This is a genomic window from Qipengyuania vulgaris (assembly GCF_009827325.1).
Taxonomy (GTDB): domain Bacteria; phylum Pseudomonadota; class Alphaproteobacteria; order Sphingomonadales; family Sphingomonadaceae; genus Qipengyuania; species Qipengyuania vulgaris.
Genome location: NZ_WTYC01000003.1, coordinates 67599 through 83994 on the forward strand (window position 1 = coordinate 67599; position 16396 = coordinate 83994).

Genomic DNA, 16396 nt, shown 5'->3' on the forward strand with positions numbered 1-16396 from the left:
GTCGACGGTTAATCGCATCTTTACTTTGATATTGCATGATTTCCGCGCATTGGGTCGAATGGATAGGGGCCGCGCGGGCTCATCGCGCTGCGGTCGTATATGGAGGGTACGTCTTGGCCGAGCGCCAGAACGACGAACAGTTGCATTTTGTATTGGCTCGTCCGGAATCCGCACATGCGCATTCCGCGGCGCCGCGGGCGAGCGCTGGCAACAAGCATGCCGCATCGTTCTCCAGCCTGCGCGACAAGGTGTACCGCCGCATAGAAAGCTTCGACCTCGCGCCAGATCTCGGCGCCGACATCGGCTCTAGGCGCTGGTTCCGCGGATTGGGGACCTTCGTTGGCCTGTCTATAGTCGCGCTTGCCTTCTGGCCCGATTTCGCACCGCTCGAAGCCGCTTCGCCTCTGCCTGAGGATGCGTCCATCCGCAGCGAGTATCGTAGCCAGATGATCATGCCGCTCGGGCTAGGCGCCGATTCGGGGCGCCGGATGGGGCCGACCGACCTTGTCCGGCCGCTTGCCCAGGCGCCTGAACGCCCCCAGCTGCAGATGCTGGCCACCTTGGGCCGGGGGGACAGTCTCGACCGCACCCTGCGCCGCGCGGGAGTAGGGGGTGACGAAGCCGACCTCGTGGCGTCACTGATCTCCGGCGCAGTGCCGCTGGAAGAGCTCGAGCCGGGTACCCAGATCGACATCACGCTCGGGCGCCGGCCCGAACCCGGTGCCACGCGCCCGCTCGAAAAACTGAGTTTTCGCGCGCGGTTCGATCTCGAACTTAAAGTCGATCGGCTGGACGAGGCGGGGCCACTCAATCTTACCCGGCGGATTATCCGCGTGGACGAGACACCGCTTCGCATACGCGGCACGGTCGGGGACAGCCTCTATCGATCCGCCCGCGCAGCAGGTGCCCCGACCAGCGCCGTCCAGGCTTACCTCAAGGCGCTCGGCGAACAGCTAGACGTCCAGCGTGACGTCCGGGCGACCGATACTTTCGACATCATAGTCTCGCACCGCCGTGCCGCAACAGGCGAACGGCAGGCCGGACAGTTGCTGTTTGCCGGGCTCGAACGGGGCTCGCGGGGGGCGCTCCAGCTGATGCGTTGGGGCAGTGAAGGCGATTTCTTCGACGCCGACGGCATTGGCGAGGAGCGCGGCGGGTTGATGGCTCCCGTACCGGGCCGGATGAGCTCGAGCTTCGGCATGCGGCGTCATCCCATTCTCGGTTACAAGCGAATGCATTCGGGCGTCGATTTCAAAGCGAGTTACGGCACGCCGATCGTCGCAGTGACCGACGGACGCGTCACCGGCGCGGGGCGGATGGGTGGCTGTGGCAATGCGGTTCGAATCCGCCACGCCAATGGCATCGACACCCGCTATTGCCACATGAGCCGGGTAGCGGTGGACCGCGGTGCCAGCGTGCGCCGTGGGCAAGTCATCGGCTACGTCGGATCGACCGGTCTCTCGACCGGACCTCACCTTCACTATGAAATGTATAACGGCGGCAGGGCCATCAACCCTGCATCGGTGAGCTTCGTCACACGCAAGCAGCTTTCGGGCGCAGAGCTCGAACGTTTCCGTTCGACCTTGAGTTCGCTTCGCAGTGTCGAAGAAGGGGCTGCTCTGGCAGATCTTTCTCCCACCTCCGACGAAGCCGCCTCGGAAGAGCCCGAGCGCGAGATCGACAAGCTCGACAGGCCGCGCCCCATCGGCTGATTGATAAGCTTTCCGCTTTGCGGCAAGGCTTTGCGGCATGACCGACGCAGCATATCCCGCCACGCGCCTTCGCCGCACCCGTGCCCATCGCTGGAGCCGGGCGATGCACCGCGAGACCGTACTGACCGCTGAAGACCTGATCTGGCCGCTTTTCGTGACCAGTGGAGCAGGTGTCGAAGAACCGGTCGGGAGCCTACCCGGCGTTTCGCGCTGGTCCGTCGACGGTATTGCGAAGCGTGCGAAGGAAGCCGTCGACCTCGGCATTCCCTGCGTGGCTCTGTTTCCCAATACCCCTGCCGAAAAGCGTAGCGAGAAGGGTGACGAGGCGTTCAACCCCGACAATCTGATGTGCCGAGCTATCAAGGCGGTACGCGATGCCTGTGGGAACGACATCGGCATTCTCACAGATGTCGCGCTCGACCCTTACACCAGCCACGGGCAGGACGGTCTGGTCGATGCGGAAGGCTATGTGCTCAACGACGAAACCGTCGCTGTGCTTGTCGATCAGGCGGTAAATCAGGCCGCTGCCGGCGCCGATATCATCGCTCCGTCGGACATGATGGATGGCCGCGTGAAAGCAATCCGCATGGCATTGGAGATGGAGGGCCATCCCAATGTCCAGATCATGGCCTATTCCGCGAAATACGCCTCGGCCTTCTACGGCCCTTTCCGTGACGCCGTGGGTTCGGGCGGGCTGCTCAAGGGCGACAAGAAGAGCTATCAGATGGATCCCGCCAATGGCGACGAGGCCTTGCGCGAAATCGCGCTCGACATCGCGGAGGGGGCCGACAGCGTCATGGTCAAGCCGGGGCTCGCCTATCTCGACGTGATCTGGCGGGCCAAGCAGCAATTCGGAGTGCCGATCTTCGCTTATCAGGTGAGCGGCGAGTATGCCCTGATCGAGGCGGGCGTTGCCGCTGGCGTGGCGGAGCGCGAGGCACTGCTTATGGAAAAGCTGGTCGCCTTCAAGCGGGCGGGCTGTTCGGGCATCCTGACATATCATGCGCCCGTTGCGGCCCGCATCCTCAATGGCTGAATTTCGCTGCGAAACCAAACGTTTGATCTTGCGCGATTGGCGCGCAGAGGATTGGGAGCCGTTCTGGAAAGGCACCAATACGCCTGCCGTCATGGAGTGGCTGGGCGGCGTATGCGATGACGTCAAACGGGGGGCGGCGCAGCAAAGACTCCTTTCTTATCAGGCAGATCACGGTCACACTTTCTGGGTGATCGAGCGAAAGTCAGATGCCGTCATCCTTGGCTTTTGTGGGCTCAAGCGGTGCAACCAGCAGGGCGGACCCCTTGGCGAAATGGAGGTCGGCTGGCGCCTGCGCGAAGATGCCTGGGGACAGGGTTATGCGAAGGAAGCGGCTGCCGCAGCGCTCGATCTCGCCTTCAAACGCTTCGCTGCCAACCGCGTCATCGCTTTGACCGTAGAGCCGAACACGGCCAGCTGGGGGCTGATGGAGCGGCTCGGGATGGAGCGGCACGAAGACCTCGATTTTCCCAACTCGGATTTCGGCGACGATACGATCATCGTCTATGCGATCGACCGGGAGAGCTGGCAGGGCGTCGATGCCTGATATCATCGCGGAAACCGACCGCCTGATCTTGCGGACGATAGATGAGGGTGACGCCGCGGAGCAGATGCGGGTGCTGAATACCCCCACGGTAATGGCTCGACTCGGCGGCCCGAAGGAACTGCACGAAATCGCAGCAAAGCACGCCAAGGGCATGCACCTTTACGCGAAGCACGGCTTCAGCTTCCTGTTCCTGATCGAAAAATCCACCGGTGAAATGGTCGGCCACGCCGGAATCAAGCTGGTCGACAACCCCTTGGCCCGCAATCAGGGCGATCACGAAATCGGTTGGCTCATCCGCGAAGATCGCTGGCGCCTAGGTTATGCCGAGGAGGCCGTCCGCGCCGTAATCGGTTGGGCCTTCGGCCGCGTGGGTGCGCCGCATCTCGTTGCGCTGACCAGCCAAGCGAATGTGCCAAGCTGGAAGCTGATGGAAAAACTCGGCATGGTCCGCCGAAAGGATCTCGACTTCGACGATCCCGATTACCCGCCGGAAGATCGCACCACGATCCTCTACAGCCTCACACAAGAACAATGGGAGAGCCAGTCATGACGAGCCGCCCCGGCGTCAACATCGTCCCGATCCACGGCAAGACACCGACAATTCACGAGAGCGCCTTCGTTGCGCCCGGCTGCACTATCGTGGGCGACGTCACGATCGGTGCGGAAAGCTCCATCTGGTACAATTGCGTGCTGCGGGCCGACGTCAGCCGTATCGTGATTGGCGAGCGGACCAATGTCCAGGACGGCAGCGTGCTTCACTGCGATCCGCCGCGACCCGGCGATCCCGAGGGTAGCCCGCTCCTGATCGGAGACGACGTGCTGATCGGTCACATGGTAATGGTCCACGGATGCGTGATCGAGGATCGCGGCTTTGTCGGTCTCGGCGCAATTGCGATGAACAAGGCGGTGATCGGGAGTGACGCCATGTTGGCGGCAGGTGCCATGCTTACGGAGGGTAAGGTCATGGGCGAACGCGAGCTTTGGGGTGGACGTCCAGCTCGCAAAATGCGCGATCTCGACGATGCCGCCGTGGCGGGTATGCGAATGGGCGTGGTTCATTATGCGGAAAATGCGAAGCACCATTCCGCAGCGGTGAATGAAGCGCTCGACTGATCAGCCTGCAATCAGGGTGCGCAGGGTCTCGATCCGGTCGGCTTCGTGTGGTGGCTTGTCCCAGCGGATTCGGTGAATACGGGGGAAACGCATTGCGAGGCCGGATTTGTGCCGCTTGCTCTCGTGAACGCTGTCGAAGGCGACCTCGAATACCAAGCTCTTGTCGGTCTCTCTCACTGGTCCGAAGCGGTTCACTGTGTTGCTGCGGACATGACGATCGAGTTTCTTCAAATCGGCATCGGTAAAGCCCGAATAGGCCTTGCCTACCGGTAACAGGTCCGCGCCTAGGTCGGGATCGCCATCCCAGCAGCCGAAGGTGTAATCGGAGAAGAAGCTTGACCGCTTGCCGCTCCCCCGCTGGGCATACATCAGCACGCAATCGACCAGCAGCGGATCGCGCTTCCATTTGTACCAGTATCCGACGCGCCGCCCCGCGATATAGGGACTGTCCCTGCGCTTGAGCATCAGCCCCTCGATGGCGTCATCGCGGCTGCCCTCGCGGATTTGCGAAAGATGTTCGAAATCCGTGGCTTCGACAACGGAGCTGATATCGAAGTGCGAATCGGGAAGGCGTGACGCCAGCGCCTCGAGCTGTCCGCGCCGCTCGGACCAAGGGCGGGGGCGCATATCCTCCCCTTCGAGCAACAGTACATCGTAAAGCCTTATGAAGGCAGGATAATCTTTCAGCATCTTGTTCGAAACGGTCTTGCGCCCTAGCCGCTGCTGGAGCGCGTTGAAACTTGCCGCCCCGCCTGCCTCACCGCCTTGGGTGTTGCCGCGTACCAGCAATTCGCCATCGACCACCGCATTCACGGGAAGAATGTCGAGAAATTCCGGGAAAGTCGCCGAAATATCGTCCCCGGACCGCGAAAACAGTCGTGTTTCGCCGCCGGCGCGGACCAGTTGCACCCTGATCCCGTCCCATTTCCATTCAGCGGCATAATCAGCCAGATCGACTACCGTTTCTTCCAGCGGGTGCGCGAGCATGAAAGGGCGGAAAGTAGGGAGATTCTCGATGTCGGGCGGCGCATCGCCCTCGGCCGCCCAGGCGAAGAGTTCAGCATATGGCGGGGCAAGGCCGTGCCAGTATTCCTCGACATCATCTACCGCGACTTCGAAGGCTTGGGCAAAGGCCGTCTTGGCGAGCCGGGAGGAAACCCCGATCCGCATCCCTCCTGTTGCAAGTTTGAGCAGGGCATAGCGACCGGAAGAATCGAGGCGGTCCAGCAGCTTGGACAGTTCTGCTACCACCGACTTGCGATTCATTACGGTCAGAAGCTCCACCGCTTCGCTGACGGAAGGTGGGGCAGGGGGCGTATCCGGGGCGGGCCATAGCAGGCTTGCCGTCTCGGCAGTGTCGCCCACGAAATCGCGGCTCAGCGTCCACAGCACCGGATCGACGCGGTCCATCAGCAGGTTGCGGATAGTCGAGCTCTTTACCGCCGGGAAATCGAGCCCGTCCGACAGTGCCGCCAAGGCCCAGCCACGGTCGGGGTCGGGTGTTAAGCGGAGATATTCGGCGATGAGCCGCAGTTTCTCGTTCCGGCTCCGCGTATAGACCAGCGCATCGATCAGGGCGGCGAATTCCTCCACCGTTAGTCGTCCTCATCCTCGTAGCCGACAAGGGCCAGGGCCCGGGCACGGCGCTGGTGAAGCTGGCACCAGCGCAGCAGCGCATCCTCGCGACCGTGAGTGATCCAGTTCTCCTGCGCATCGACCTCCTTGATCGTGCGCGTCAATTCGCCCCAGTCGGCATGGTCGGAGATCACTAGCGGCAGCTCGACGTTACGCTGGCGGGCACGCTGGCGCACGCGCATCCAGCCGCTCGCCATGGCGGTGATCGGATCGGGGAGACGCCGGCTCCAGCGGTCGTTGAGCGCGCTTGGCGGGCAGACCACGATATGCCCGCGGATATCCTCTTTGGAATAGTCCATGACCAATCGCAGCTCGCCCATATCGACGCCGTGTTCCTCGTAGAGGCGGCACATTTTCTCCATGGCGCCGTGAAGGTAGATCGGCTGATTGTGGCCGGCCGCGCGCAGCTCCGCGATAACGCGCTGCGCCTTGCCCAGCGCATAGGCGCCGACGAGTACGCAGCGGTCGGGATGGGCGGCGAGGCGGTCCAGCAGCTTCGTCATCTCCTCCTCGATCGGCGGGTGGCAGAACACGGGCAGGCCGAAGGTCGCCTCGGTGATGAAGATATCGCAGGCGGTCACTTCGAAGGGCGGGCAGGTGGGATCGGCGCGGCGCTTGTAATCACCGGTCACGATGACGCGCTCGCCGGCATGTTCGAGCAGGATCTGCGCGCTGCCGAGAACGTGGCCGGCCGGAATATATGTCGCGTCCACACCGCCCTTGAGCCGGATCGTCTCGCCATATCCTACGGCTGTTGCGCCTTCCCGGGTGTTATAGCGCAAATCCATGATCGCCAGCGTTGCGGGTGTCGCAACCGTCTGTCCGTGACCGCCGCGTGCGTGGTCGGCGTGACCATGCGTAACCAGCGCCCGGTCGACTGCGCGGGAGGGATCGACCCAGCAATCGGCGGGCTCGATGTAAATCCCGTGCGGTTCGGGTTTGATCCAGGAGAAGGGTGCGGCCATTGCTAAGTGAAGTGTAAACGCCCGCCTTGCGTTCCCGCTCTCTCGATGGGGCGTCTACTGTTTCTGTGCGCGGAACCGCTCGATCAAGCGCTTGGTTGACGGCTTCTGTCCAGTCGCTAGCAGGCTCGCGCGGAAGAGCCGGCCGAGAAATATCAACTCCAGTGCAATGGCGGCCGCGAGCAGGATGCCGGTCCCGACCAGCACCCAGGTCTCGATACCCATGCCCAATCGAGCCAGCACGGCGAAGGGTGTCCATAGCGGCACCCAGGTAAGAACCTGTACAAGCAGCCCTTCCTTTCCTGCCAAAATGGCCTGCAACAGGAAGGTGATCGGCAGCAGGATCGCGAGCAATACCGGCATCAGGTAACCCTGCGCTTCGCTCATTGAATCCACCATCGCGCCGATCGCGACGAAAATGGCCGAGATCAGGATATAACCGGCAATGAAGAAATAGAGGATCGCAAGGATTATTCCGGGTGCAGATACCGGCTCGAGCGCGGGCCGGATCATGTCCGCAATCACACCCTGCGTGGCGTAAGCCGCGATACCCGCACAGCCAGCCCAGACGGCGATCATCAGCAAGCCTACGCTTAGGCCGCCGAGGAGCTTGCCGTACATCAGTTCTTCTGGCCGGATGCAGGCGAGCAGCGATTCCAGAAGCTTGTTCGAACGTTCTTCAACCGAGCCTTGGAGCATCCAGCTGCCCGACAGCATCAGGCTCATCATCAGGATGTAGGCAAGTGCCAGCGGCACGATCGAACGCACCAGTAGTGCCTCGCGCGCGCCGTCCCCGGGCGGCGGGGTGGTGACCTCGATCGCCGGAGCCGCCGCCTGAATAGCCGCGGCATCTTCCGCCGAAAGTCCGCGCTCGGCGAGAAGGCGGGTACGCAGATCCCCCGTCAGCGTGTCCTGCAAGGCGGTGACAAAGCTGGATCGCGCCTGGTTTGCGGCATACAGCCCGATACGCGGATCCTCCGGATAGTTTTCGCCCACCAGGACGATTACTTCGGGGGCATCCTTCGCTTCGCTGTCGAACAGTTCGCGGGCAGCTTCCGCAAAACCTTCGCCCTCTTGCGCGGCAAGTTCGGGAGGGGGCGCCTGAAACTCGTATTCCCGCGCGTCTGGTTCGAATTCCGGCACGCCTTCCGGGCGTACCGCTTCGAGTCTCTCGATCGCGCTTTCGATTCCCCCGCCTTCTCGGAAAGCAGCAATATCGGCTGCCGTGTACCAGCGATCGTGTTGGGTCCAGGGTGCGCCCGGATCGGCGCTTTCGAGTCCGTACCGCTGGACATATCGCGATAGGCTACGGAGGATATCGCGGTCATCATCGTCTGCGAAGCGCGCTTCAAGTGCCGCCGCGGCAGCGCCGCCGGAACGGTCAACCACCACGACTCTTGCGGGCTCGCTATCGTCGAGCGTATCTCCGAGTATCGGGCCTAGAGCAAGGGCAACCGGCAGGATCAACAGGGTAAGCCAGAAGCTCTTCATGGTCAGAATCTGGCGGATTTCGCGGCGCGCAACGAGAAGGATGTTGTCCATCATTGTTCGACACCTTCACCGCCAACCAGTTCGACAAAAATATCGTGAAGGCTTGCGTGGCGCTCGTCCCACCGACGCAGGCCGATGCCGTTTGCCGTGCAATGTTCGAGCACGCGTTCGGGAGCGACACCGGGTTCGAGTTCGACCCGCCATTCCTGCCAAATCTCTTGTGCTTCGCCGTTACGATGCGCGAAAGCGACTCCTGGAATTGAACGAGGGTCGCCTCTCGATATAACGGTAAGGCTTGCTGGCAACTGCGCGCGCGCCTCTTCCAGTGTGCCCTCGAATCGCTTGCGACCTTTGCGCAGTAGAAGCAGCCGGTCGCACAGGCGCTCGGCATGCTGCATGACGTGGGTCGAGAAGATGACCGCCGCTCCGCGTTCGGATGCGCGCAAAATCTCGTTTTCGAGCAAACCCTGATTGACCGGATCGAGCCCGGAAAACGGTTCGTCGAGCATCAGCAATTCGGGATCGTTGACCAGCGAAGTGGCCAGCTGAACCTTCTGCGCCATGCCTTTCGACATGTCACCGATGTCGCTCTTTGCCCTGACGGCAAGATCGAAGCGTTCGAGCAGTTCCATGCCGCGCGAGCGTGCGTCGGAGGCGGACATTCCCTTGAGCCGCCCGAAATATACGATGGTCTCGATGGCGCTCATGCCGGAATAGAGGCCGCGCTCTTCCGGGAGGAAACCGATAGAGCCTGCCTTGCGCCGGTCAGGCGTACCACCGAGTACGATAATACTGCCCGATGTTGGCCGAATGATGTCGAGCACCATCCTCAGCGTGGTCGTCTTGCCCGCTCCATTCCCGCCGAGAAAACCGAAGATTTCGCCGGGTGCTACCGAAAAGGAAAGGTCGTCCACGGCCAGAACGTCGCCGAAGCGTTTGACGAGATTGGATACTTCCAGAATTGCCATGAGTTTCCCCGACCCCAGCGGAAAGTTGAGGCTATGGCCTAAGGGCTCGGGGGGCAAGCGAAAGGCTCGACTGCCGAACCGAAAGGGGTTGCGCCTGCCAACCCTCTCCTTCTCTCACCTAGACAATTTCAGTTCTCACCGTCGTCCGAACCCTTGCCCTCGCTCGCATCAGCGTCCGGCTTCTTTGGCGCAGATGTCTTTTTCGCTGCTGGCTTTCTTTTCGGCTTGGGTTTGGCCTTGGGGGGGGAAGGGGTAAGTTCGAAAGAAGGCTTGCCGTCCTTCATCGTCACGGAAACCTCCCCGCCATCGGCAAGCTTGCCGAAAAGCAATTCCTCGGCCAGCGGCTGCTTGATCTTTTCCTGGATCAGGCGGCCCATCGGGCGCGCACCATAGAGTCTGTCATAGCCCTTGTCGGCCAGCCAGGCGCGGCTTTCCTTGTCGAACTGGATGTCGACATTCTGTTCGGCCAGCTGCAGCTCGAGCTGGAGAATGAACTTGTCGACAACCCGCGCAACGGTAGATTTTCCGAGATACGCGAACGGAACGATTGCATCGAGGCGGTTGCGGAATTCCGGCGTGAACATGCGCTTCACCGCTTCCTCGCTCGCATCTTCCTTCGACACGTCGCCGAAGCCAATACCCTGCTTGGCCATGTCGGATGCTCCGGCATTCGTGGTCATGATCAGCACCACGTTGCGGAAATCCACTGTCTTGCCGTGATGGTCGGTCAGACGACCGTTATCCATCACCTGCAGCAGGATGTTGAAGAGGTCGGGGTGCGCCTTCTCGATTTCGTCTAGCAGCAGCACGCAATGCGGGTTCTGATCGATTGCATCGGTCAGCAGGCCGCCCTGATCGTACCCGACATAGCCCGGAGGTGCGCCGATCAAGCGCGAAACGCTGTGACGCTCCATGTATTCGGACATGTCGAAACGCTTGAGCTCGATCCCCATGATCGAGGCGAGCTGGCGCGCCACTTCGGTCTTGCCGACACCGGTGGGTCCGCTGAACAGGAATGAGCCGATCGGCTTATCCGGATCGCGCAGGCCCGCGCGGCTGAGCTTCATAGCGGTCGAAAGCCTGTCGACTGCGGCATCCTGTCCGAACACGACGTGCTTCAGGTCGCGGTCAAGGTTCTGGAGTGCCTTCTTGTCGTCGCTCGACACCGATTTGGGCGGAATGCGCGCCATGGTGGCGATTACCGCCTCGATCTCCTTCGAAGTGATCTTCTTCTTGCGGCGACTCGGCGGGACCAGCATCTGCATTGCGCCGACTTCGTCGATCACGTCGATCGCCTTGTCGGGCAATTTGCGGTCGTTGATGTAGCGCGCCGACAGCTCGACCGCGGTCTTGAGCGCATCGGGCGTGTACTTGACCTTATGATGCTCTTCGAAGGCGCTGCGCAGGCCTTTGAGAATGGCAACCGTGTCCTCGATCGTCGGTTCGTTGACGTCGATTTTCTGGAACCGGCGCAGCAGTGCGCGATCCTTCTCGAAATGGTTGCGGAATTCCTTGTAAGTCGTTGATCCAATGCAGCGGATGCTGCCTGACGAGAGCGCGGGCTTGAGCAGGTTGGAGGCATCCATCGCCCCGCCGCTGGTCGCGCCGGCCCCGATGACCGTATGTATTTCGTCGATGAACAGAACCGCATCGGGCATGCCTTCGAGTTCGTTCACGACCTGCTTGAGGCGTTCTTCGAAATCACCACGATAACGTGTCCCCGCGAGCAGCGCGCCCATGTCGAGCGAGTAGATGACGGCGTCTTCCAGCACTTCGGGAACGTCGCCTTCGACGATTTTCCGCGCGAGGCCTTCTGCAATAGCAGTCTTTCCAACGCCTGGATCGCCAACGTAGAGTGGGTTGTTCTTGGAGCGGCGGCACAAGATCTGCACGGTGCGATCCACCTCGGGGCCGCGACCGATCAGCGGATCGATCCTGCCGTCCTCCGCCTTCTGGTTGAGGTTTACGGTGAACTGGTCGAGCGCGGTTTCCTTCTTGTCGCCCGGCTTGCCGGTTTCGGCCCCCGGTTCGCCGGCTTGCTCTTCATCTGCTCCTTGAGGAGCCTTGCTGTCGATTTGCTTGCCGCCCTTGCCGATGCCGTGGCTGATATAGCTCACTGCATCGAGACGGCTCATGTCCTGCTGCTGCAGGAAATAGACGGCGTAACTGTCGCGCTCGGAAAACAGCGCCACCAGCACGTTGGCGCCGGTGACCGTATCCTTGCCCGATGACTGGACATGCAGGATGGCGCGCTGGATGACGCGCTGGAACCCTGCGGTCGGCTGCGGGTCGGAGCCCTCTTCGCTCTTGAGCGATTGGTATTCCTGCTCGAGATACTGCTTAACGACCGCCGCCAGTTCGTCGGTATCGACGCCGCAGGCCGCCATGACCTGCGCCGCGTCCTCGTCGCCGATCAGCGAGAGTAGCAGGTGCTCCAGCGTGGCGTATTCGTGACGCCGTTCGGCCGCATCGGTAAGCGCGGCGTGAAGGGTCTTTTCGAGGTTAGCGGCAAAACTGGGCATCAGGTTTCTGCTTTCCGAAGGACTCGCAGCATTGCGAGGTAGAGACAGGCTACCGTTCGAAGGTTAGCCAAAGCTGTATGTTCCAAAGATATGGTGGCGGAGCGGCAAGTTTGAAGGCCCCGCACCGCCGCTACTTCTTTCGCCCGAAGAGGGATTCGGCAGCGTCCCGATGCGCTGCGGCCTTGAGGCGGTGGGATTCCACCCTCGCGATCTCGGTCTCAAGCAATTCGATCCGTTCCTGCAACTCGTCCTGAGAATAGGGGCCGAGATCTTCGCTTGCGAGCTTGCTCGCGGCATCGCCTTTCGGCCGGGGACGATCACCGTCTTCCATTCGCGGTACAATCCACCGCTGCCCGGTTGCTGTCAACAAGTCCCCACGGTAATGCACCGCTCGATCGGTTATTTCGTCCAGCTTCAGGGGGCATCTTTGGCAACTGGCTTACCTTCGACCATGACTGCAATGGGATACGATGCTCCGGGTGGACCGGATGTCTTCCGTCCGGAAGAACTGGCCGTGCCAGAGCTGGGCGAGGGCCAGGTATTGATCGAGGTCAGCCATGCTGGGGTTAACCGGCCCGACGTCATCCAGCGGCAGGGCTTCTATCCCCCGCCACCGGGTGCTTCGCCAATTCCCGGTCTCGAAGTGTCCGGGAAGGTAGTCGCGACGGGGCCGGGGGCCCCGCCCGAGATACTCAACCGCCGCGTCTGCGCGCTGGTTAGCGGGGGAGGCTATGCGGAATACTGCCTGGCCCACGCGGCGCATTGCCTGACGGTGCCCGAGGATATGGACATGGCAAGTGCCGGGGCCATTCCGGAGACCCTCTTCACGGTGTGGCACAATGTTTTCGAGCGGGGATGGGCGCGCGAGGGGGAGACGTTGCTCGTGCATGGTGGCACCTCCGGCATCGGGACGATGGCGATCCAACTGGCCAAGGCCTTCGAACTCAAGGTCGTAACAACAGCCGGATCGGACGAAAAATGTAACGCGGCCCGCGAGTTGGGCGCCGACCTTGCGATCAATTACAAGAGCGGGGATTTCGTGGAGCAGGTGAATGCGTTCACGGGCGGCAAGGGGGCTGACGTCATTCTCGACATGGTGTCGGGCGATTACGTCCAGCGCAATCTGGATTGCCTTGCCGTCGATGGACGCCATGTGACGATTGCGGTTCTCGGAGGGCTGAAGGCCGAAATCAATATGGCAAAGCTGATGGGCAAGCGGCAAACGCTCACCGGGTCCACGCTGCGCCCGCGTTCGGATGAATTCAAGGCCTTGCTGGCCGACGAAATCCATACCCATGCCTGGCCGCTGTTCGAGGATCAGACCGTCGCCCCGGTTATGGACAAGGTTTTTCCCCTATCAGAAGTCGCCGCCGCCCATGCGCGGATGGAAAACGGCGATCACATCGGCAAGATTGTCCTCGAGGTACGATCGCAGGCGTGACGCCAAACGGTAGCAAAGTCTCCGTTCCGTAACGGAAACGAGAATCTCCTGTAACATTTCGCTGTCATGGCTTTCCCCAACGGAGCTTCGGGGGATGGACCATGACCGAACTGCCCAGAAACTTTGCCGATTTCGCAAATGTCGCGGGCTTTCCGTCCGTGCAACCCTGTGTGCCGGAGCGCACATTGGGCGAACGACGCCAGTATCGCACGATCTGGATCAGCGACGTGCATCTCGGCACCAAGGGCTGCAATGCCGAGTTGCTGATCGACTTTCTCGACCATACCGACAGCGACACGATGTACCTCGTCGGCGACATCATCGACGGCTGGCGGCTGAAAAAGAAGTTCTACTGGCCCCCCGAGCACAACGATATTGTCTGGCGTATCCTCAAGCGCGCCAAGCGCGGCACGCGGATCGTCTATATTCCAGGCAATCACGATGAAATGGTTCGGCCGTTTTCGGGTATGAACTTCGGCGGCGTGGAAATCCGTAGGGCCGCCTTCCACGATACGGCCGACGGACGCCGCTTGATGGTGCTGCACGGCGATGAATTCGACACGATCATGCTCGCGCACCGCTGGCTCGCTTTTGTTGGCGACGCGCTTTACCACGCGATGATGCAGTTGAACGGCTGGGTCGCCAGCGTGCGCAAATTGTTCGGGCTACCCTATTGGTCGATCAGCAAGGCGGCGAAGCACAAGGTCAAGAACGCCGTCGAGTTTATCTCCAAGTATGAAGAGGTTGTGGCAAGGGCAGCGGGAGAACGTGGCGTGGACGGTGTGGTCTGCGGTCATATCCACACCGCTGAAATTCGCGAGTTTGACCACGATGGTAAATCTGTTTCCTACTACAATGACGGAGATTGGGTCGAGGGATGCAACGCTCTGGTCGAACATTTCGATGGCACTATCGAATTGCTCCATTGGCCCGACGAGGTCGCCCGGCGCGAACCCGTCGCCGCTGGCCAAGAGCTCGAAGCTGCGTGAAATTGCCAGAAAACGGATTGCCACCAAATCGCGTCCCAATTGAGCCGCCGCAGCGTGTTGCGATAATTACCGATGCCTGGCTCCCTCAGATGAACGGCGTCGTGCGCACCCTTACGGCGACCTGCAATATGTTGCGCGAGCAGGGCCACGAAGTGATGGTCGTCTCCCCCGACCATTTCGCCTCGTTTCCCTGTCCAACCTACCCTGAAATTCGCCTTGCAATCAGTCCGCCGGGCGCAATTTCCCGAAAGCTACGTGAATTTGCGCCCGGTGCGATTCACATTGCAACCGAAGGGCCGCTTGGAATGGCGGCACGGCGATACTGCGCCCGGAATGGTACTCCCTTTACCACAGCCTACCACACCCAGTTTCCTGAATATCTGGCGCGCCGAACACACCTCCCGGCAAGCTGGTTCTGGCGGTATATCGAGTGGTTTCATCGACCGGCCCGCCGCGTACTCGTCGCTACAGAGAGCATTCGCGAGGAACTGCGAAGCCACGGCTTGGGGAAGCTTCATCACTGGACCCGCGGCGTGGACCTCGCCTGTTTCGATTCCGATGCACCCCATCCGGCTGAATTCGAAGCGCTACCGCGGCCCATCCAGCTCTACGTCGGGCGTGTTGCGGTCGAGAAGAATATCGAAGCGTTTCTCGATTCCCGCCATCCCGGCACGAAAGTGGTGGTGGGCGATGGACCGGCGCTTGAACGCCTTCGCCGCGAATATCCCGAGGCGCACTTTCTCGGCCGCAAATCGGGCCGCGAACTGGCCGGGTGCTATGCGGGCGCGGATGTTTTCGTTTTTCCGAGCCGGACCGATACGTTCGGCCTCGTGATGATAGAGGCGCTGGCTTGCGGCACGCCCGTTGCGGCCTATCCCGTTGCCGGGCCGCGCGACATCGTTACCGACGACGTCGGAGCGCTTTCCGAGGATCTCGATCGGGCGATCGATGCAGCCCTCTATTGCGACTCCACGGCTTGCTCCGGTTATGGGGCTCAGTTCAGTTGGGAGGCGGCCACCGCTCAATTCCTTTCGGGCCTCGCAACACTCGAGGTCGACGCGCTCCCGGCCTGATCTTTGCCCTCCTGCTTGTCTCCACCAGTGCAAGCTGCTTGCCGAATCCGGCGCCGTCGCCTACACGAAAGTCGCAATGGCCGCTCCGCGAGGGGCGGCCCTTCTATTTTCAGGTTTACGTAAAGGCGCTCTAGATGGCCGACCAACCCACTCCGCTTATGCCGCATGCGACCGCCACTTGGCTGATCGACAACACCGGGCTCTCTTTCGAACAGATCGCCGAGTTCTGCGGTCTCCACATCCTAGAAGTCCAAGCCATGGCCGACGATTTGGCGAGTAGCAAATATACCGGTCGCGATCCGCTCCACTCGGGCGAGCTGACCCAGGAAGAAATCGAGAAGGGTCAGAAGGACAGCGAATATCGGCTCAAGATGCAGCGCGCACCGGTCGCGGTCAGCCGCACCAAAGGTCCGCGTTATACTCCGGTATCCAAGCGGCAGGACAAGCCCGATGGCATCGCCTGGCTACTCCGCAACCATCCGGAAGTTTCGGACGCCCAGATTTCCAAGCTGATCGGAACGACACGCAACACGATCACCGCGATTCGCGAGCGGAGCCACTGGAACATTCAGAACATCCAGCCAAAGGACCCAGTAACTCTGGGTCTCTGTTCGCAGCGAGAGCTCGATGCGGTCGTAGCGAAGGCGGCGAAGAAGGCCGGTATCGAAGAGGAAGCGGCCCCGGTGCAGGCCACCGGCGGCAGCGATCGCGAAAAGCTGATCGAAGAACTGCGCGCCGAACGCGACGCCAACGAAAAGGCCGCCGCAGAAGCCGTGCAGGAAGCCGAGGCCGAAGCCTGGCTCACTGCCAAGCGTGCGCAGGAAGCCGAAGAAGGCGCTCCGGAAAGCTGAACGTCAAAATTGACTATCGGAACGAGCGGGGAGAACCAACGCTTTCCCCGCCCTTTTCG

Annotated in this window: 15 protein-coding genes; 9 read left to right on the forward strand and 6 right to left on the reverse strand. The window is 61.4% G+C overall.

Features of this window, described 5'->3' with window-relative positions; genetic code table 11:
• Window positions 1–113 precede the first annotated feature (113 nt).
• The 5 genes from GRI69_RS07125 to GRI69_RS07145 are packed head-to-tail and all read left to right on the forward strand — an operon-like array spanning window position 114 to window position 4405.
• A complete protein-coding gene (locus tag GRI69_RS07125) occupies window positions 114–1712 on the forward strand; it encodes a M23 family metallopeptidase (RefSeq protein ID WP_237452994.1) in 1599 nt (532 codons plus the stop codon).
• Between the two features lie 37 nt (window positions 1713–1749).
• Window positions 1750–2748, forward strand: a complete 999-nt coding sequence (hemB, locus tag GRI69_RS07130; protein WP_160727583.1) for a porphobilinogen synthase — start codon at window positions 1750–1752, stop codon at window positions 2746–2748.
• Window positions 2741–3292 (forward strand): GNAT family N-acetyltransferase, encoded by a 552-nt coding sequence (locus tag GRI69_RS07135; RefSeq protein ID WP_160727584.1) that lies wholly within the window; start codon window positions 2741–2743, stop codon window positions 3290–3292. Before hemB ends, GRI69_RS07135 begins: the two co-directional genes overlap by 8 nt.
• The gene (locus GRI69_RS07140) at window positions 3285–3842 is read left to right on the forward strand and encodes a GNAT family N-acetyltransferase (protein WP_160727585.1); all 558 of its coding nucleotides are present in this window, start codon (window positions 3285–3287) and stop codon (window positions 3840–3842) included. Before GRI69_RS07135 ends, GRI69_RS07140 begins: the two co-directional genes overlap by 8 nt.
• Window positions 3839–4405 (forward strand): gamma carbonic anhydrase family protein, encoded by a 567-nt coding sequence (locus GRI69_RS07145; RefSeq protein WP_160727586.1) that lies wholly within the window; start codon window positions 3839–3841, stop codon window positions 4403–4405. Before GRI69_RS07140 ends, GRI69_RS07145 begins: the two co-directional genes overlap by 4 nt.
• Here GRI69_RS07145 and GRI69_RS07150 read toward each other — a convergent pair whose 3' ends face one another.
• The 6 genes from GRI69_RS07150 to GRI69_RS07175 all read right to left on the reverse strand — a co-directional run bounded on the left by GRI69_RS07150 (window position 4406) and on the right by GRI69_RS07175 (window position 12314).
• Window positions 4406–5998: a cisplatin damage response ATP-dependent DNA ligase gene (locus GRI69_RS07150; RefSeq protein WP_160727587.1), complete on the reverse strand. Its 1593-nt coding sequence runs from the start codon at window positions 5996–5998 to the stop codon at window positions 4406–4408.
• A 2-nt stretch (window positions 5999–6000) separates the two neighbouring features.
• Entirely contained in the window at window positions 6001–7005 is a 1005-nt protein-coding gene (locus GRI69_RS07155; protein ID WP_160727588.1) for a ligase-associated DNA damage response exonuclease, read from the reverse strand.
• A 54-nt stretch (window positions 7006–7059) separates the two neighbouring features.
• Window positions 7060–8547, reverse strand: a complete 1488-nt coding sequence (locus GRI69_RS07160) for an ABC transporter permease (RefSeq protein WP_160727589.1) — start codon at window positions 8545–8547, stop codon at window positions 7060–7062.
• Window positions 8544–9461, reverse strand: coding sequence for an ABC transporter ATP-binding protein (locus GRI69_RS07165; RefSeq protein WP_160727590.1), 918 nt, complete (start codon window positions 9459–9461; stop codon window positions 8544–8546). The genes GRI69_RS07160 and GRI69_RS07165 overlap by 4 nt, the downstream gene beginning before the upstream one ends.
• A gap of 128 nt (window positions 9462–9589) precedes the next feature.
• Window positions 9590–11983, reverse strand: a complete 2394-nt coding sequence (gene clpA, locus GRI69_RS07170; protein ID WP_160727591.1) for an ATP-dependent Clp protease ATP-binding subunit ClpA — start codon at window positions 11981–11983, stop codon at window positions 9590–9592.
• Between the two features lie 130 nt (window positions 11984–12113).
• A complete protein-coding gene (locus GRI69_RS07175; protein WP_160727592.1) occupies window positions 12114–12314 on the reverse strand; it encodes a DUF1192 domain-containing protein in 201 nt (66 codons plus the stop codon).
• 129 nt (window positions 12315–12443) lie between these two features.
• Between GRI69_RS07175 and GRI69_RS07180 the strand changes: the two genes are divergently transcribed.
• The 4 genes from GRI69_RS07180 (at window position 12444) to GRI69_RS07195 (ending at window position 16337) form a co-directional block, all read left to right on the forward strand.
• Window positions 12444–13424, forward strand: a complete 981-nt coding sequence (locus tag GRI69_RS07180; RefSeq protein WP_160727851.1) for an NAD(P)H-quinone oxidoreductase — start codon at window positions 12444–12446, stop codon at window positions 13422–13424.
• A 101-nt stretch (window positions 13425–13525) separates the two neighbouring features.
• On the forward strand, window positions 13526–14413 hold the full coding sequence (locus GRI69_RS07185) for a UDP-2,3-diacylglucosamine diphosphatase (protein ID WP_160727593.1): 888 nt from the start codon (window positions 13526–13528) through the stop codon (window positions 14411–14413).
• A gap of 89 nt (window positions 14414–14502) precedes the next feature.
• On the forward strand, window positions 14503–15486 hold the full coding sequence (locus GRI69_RS07190) for a glycosyltransferase family 4 protein (RefSeq protein ID WP_160727852.1): 984 nt from the start codon (window positions 14503–14505) through the stop codon (window positions 15484–15486).
• A 134-nt stretch (window positions 15487–15620) separates the two neighbouring features.
• The gene (locus GRI69_RS07195; RefSeq protein WP_160727594.1) at window positions 15621–16337 is read left to right on the forward strand and encodes a DUF1013 domain-containing protein; all 717 of its coding nucleotides are present in this window, start codon (window positions 15621–15623) and stop codon (window positions 16335–16337) included.
• The last annotated feature ends 59 nt before the right edge of the window (window positions 16338–16396 follow it).

Coding starts and splice junctions, on each gene's coding strand:
- hemB (WP_160727583.1), top strand. CDS start 1,750: ATGACCGACGCAGCATATCCCGCCACGCGCCTTCGCCGCACCCGTGCC.
- GRI69_RS07135 (WP_160727584.1), top strand. CDS start 2,741: ATGGCTGAATTTCGCTGCGAAACCAAACGTTTGATCTTGCGCGATTGG.
- GRI69_RS07140 (WP_160727585.1), top strand. CDS start 3,285: ATGCCTGATATCATCGCGGAAACCGACCGCCTGATCTTGCGGACGATA.
- GRI69_RS07145 (WP_160727586.1), top strand. CDS start 3,839: ATGACGAGCCGCCCCGGCGTCAACATCGTCCCGATCCACGGCAAGACA.
- GRI69_RS07155 (WP_160727588.1), bottom strand. CDS start 7,005: ATGGCCGCACCCTTCTCCTGGATCAAACCCGAACCGCACGGGATTTAC.
- GRI69_RS07160 (WP_160727589.1), bottom strand. CDS start 8,547: ATGATGGACAACATCCTTCTCGTTGCGCGCCGCGAAATCCGCCAGATT.
- GRI69_RS07165 (WP_160727590.1), bottom strand. CDS start 9,461: ATGGCAATTCTGGAAGTATCCAATCTCGTCAAACGCTTCGGCGACGTT.
- clpA (WP_160727591.1), bottom strand. CDS start 11,983: ATGCCCAGTTTTGCCGCTAACCTCGAAAAGACCCTTCACGCCGCGCTT.
- GRI69_RS07175 (WP_160727592.1), bottom strand. CDS start 12,314: ATGGAAGACGGTGATCGTCCCCGGCCGAAAGGCGATGCCGCGAGCAAG.
- GRI69_RS07180 (WP_160727851.1), top strand. CDS start 12,444: ATGGGATACGATGCTCCGGGTGGACCGGATGTCTTCCGTCCGGAAGAA.
- GRI69_RS07185 (WP_160727593.1), top strand. CDS start 13,526: ATGACCGAACTGCCCAGAAACTTTGCCGATTTCGCAAATGTCGCGGGC.
- GRI69_RS07190 (WP_160727852.1), top strand. CDS start 14,503: ATGAACGGCGTCGTGCGCACCCTTACGGCGACCTGCAATATGTTGCGC.
- GRI69_RS07195 (WP_160727594.1), top strand. CDS start 15,621: ATGGCCGACCAACCCACTCCGCTTATGCCGCATGCGACCGCCACTTGG.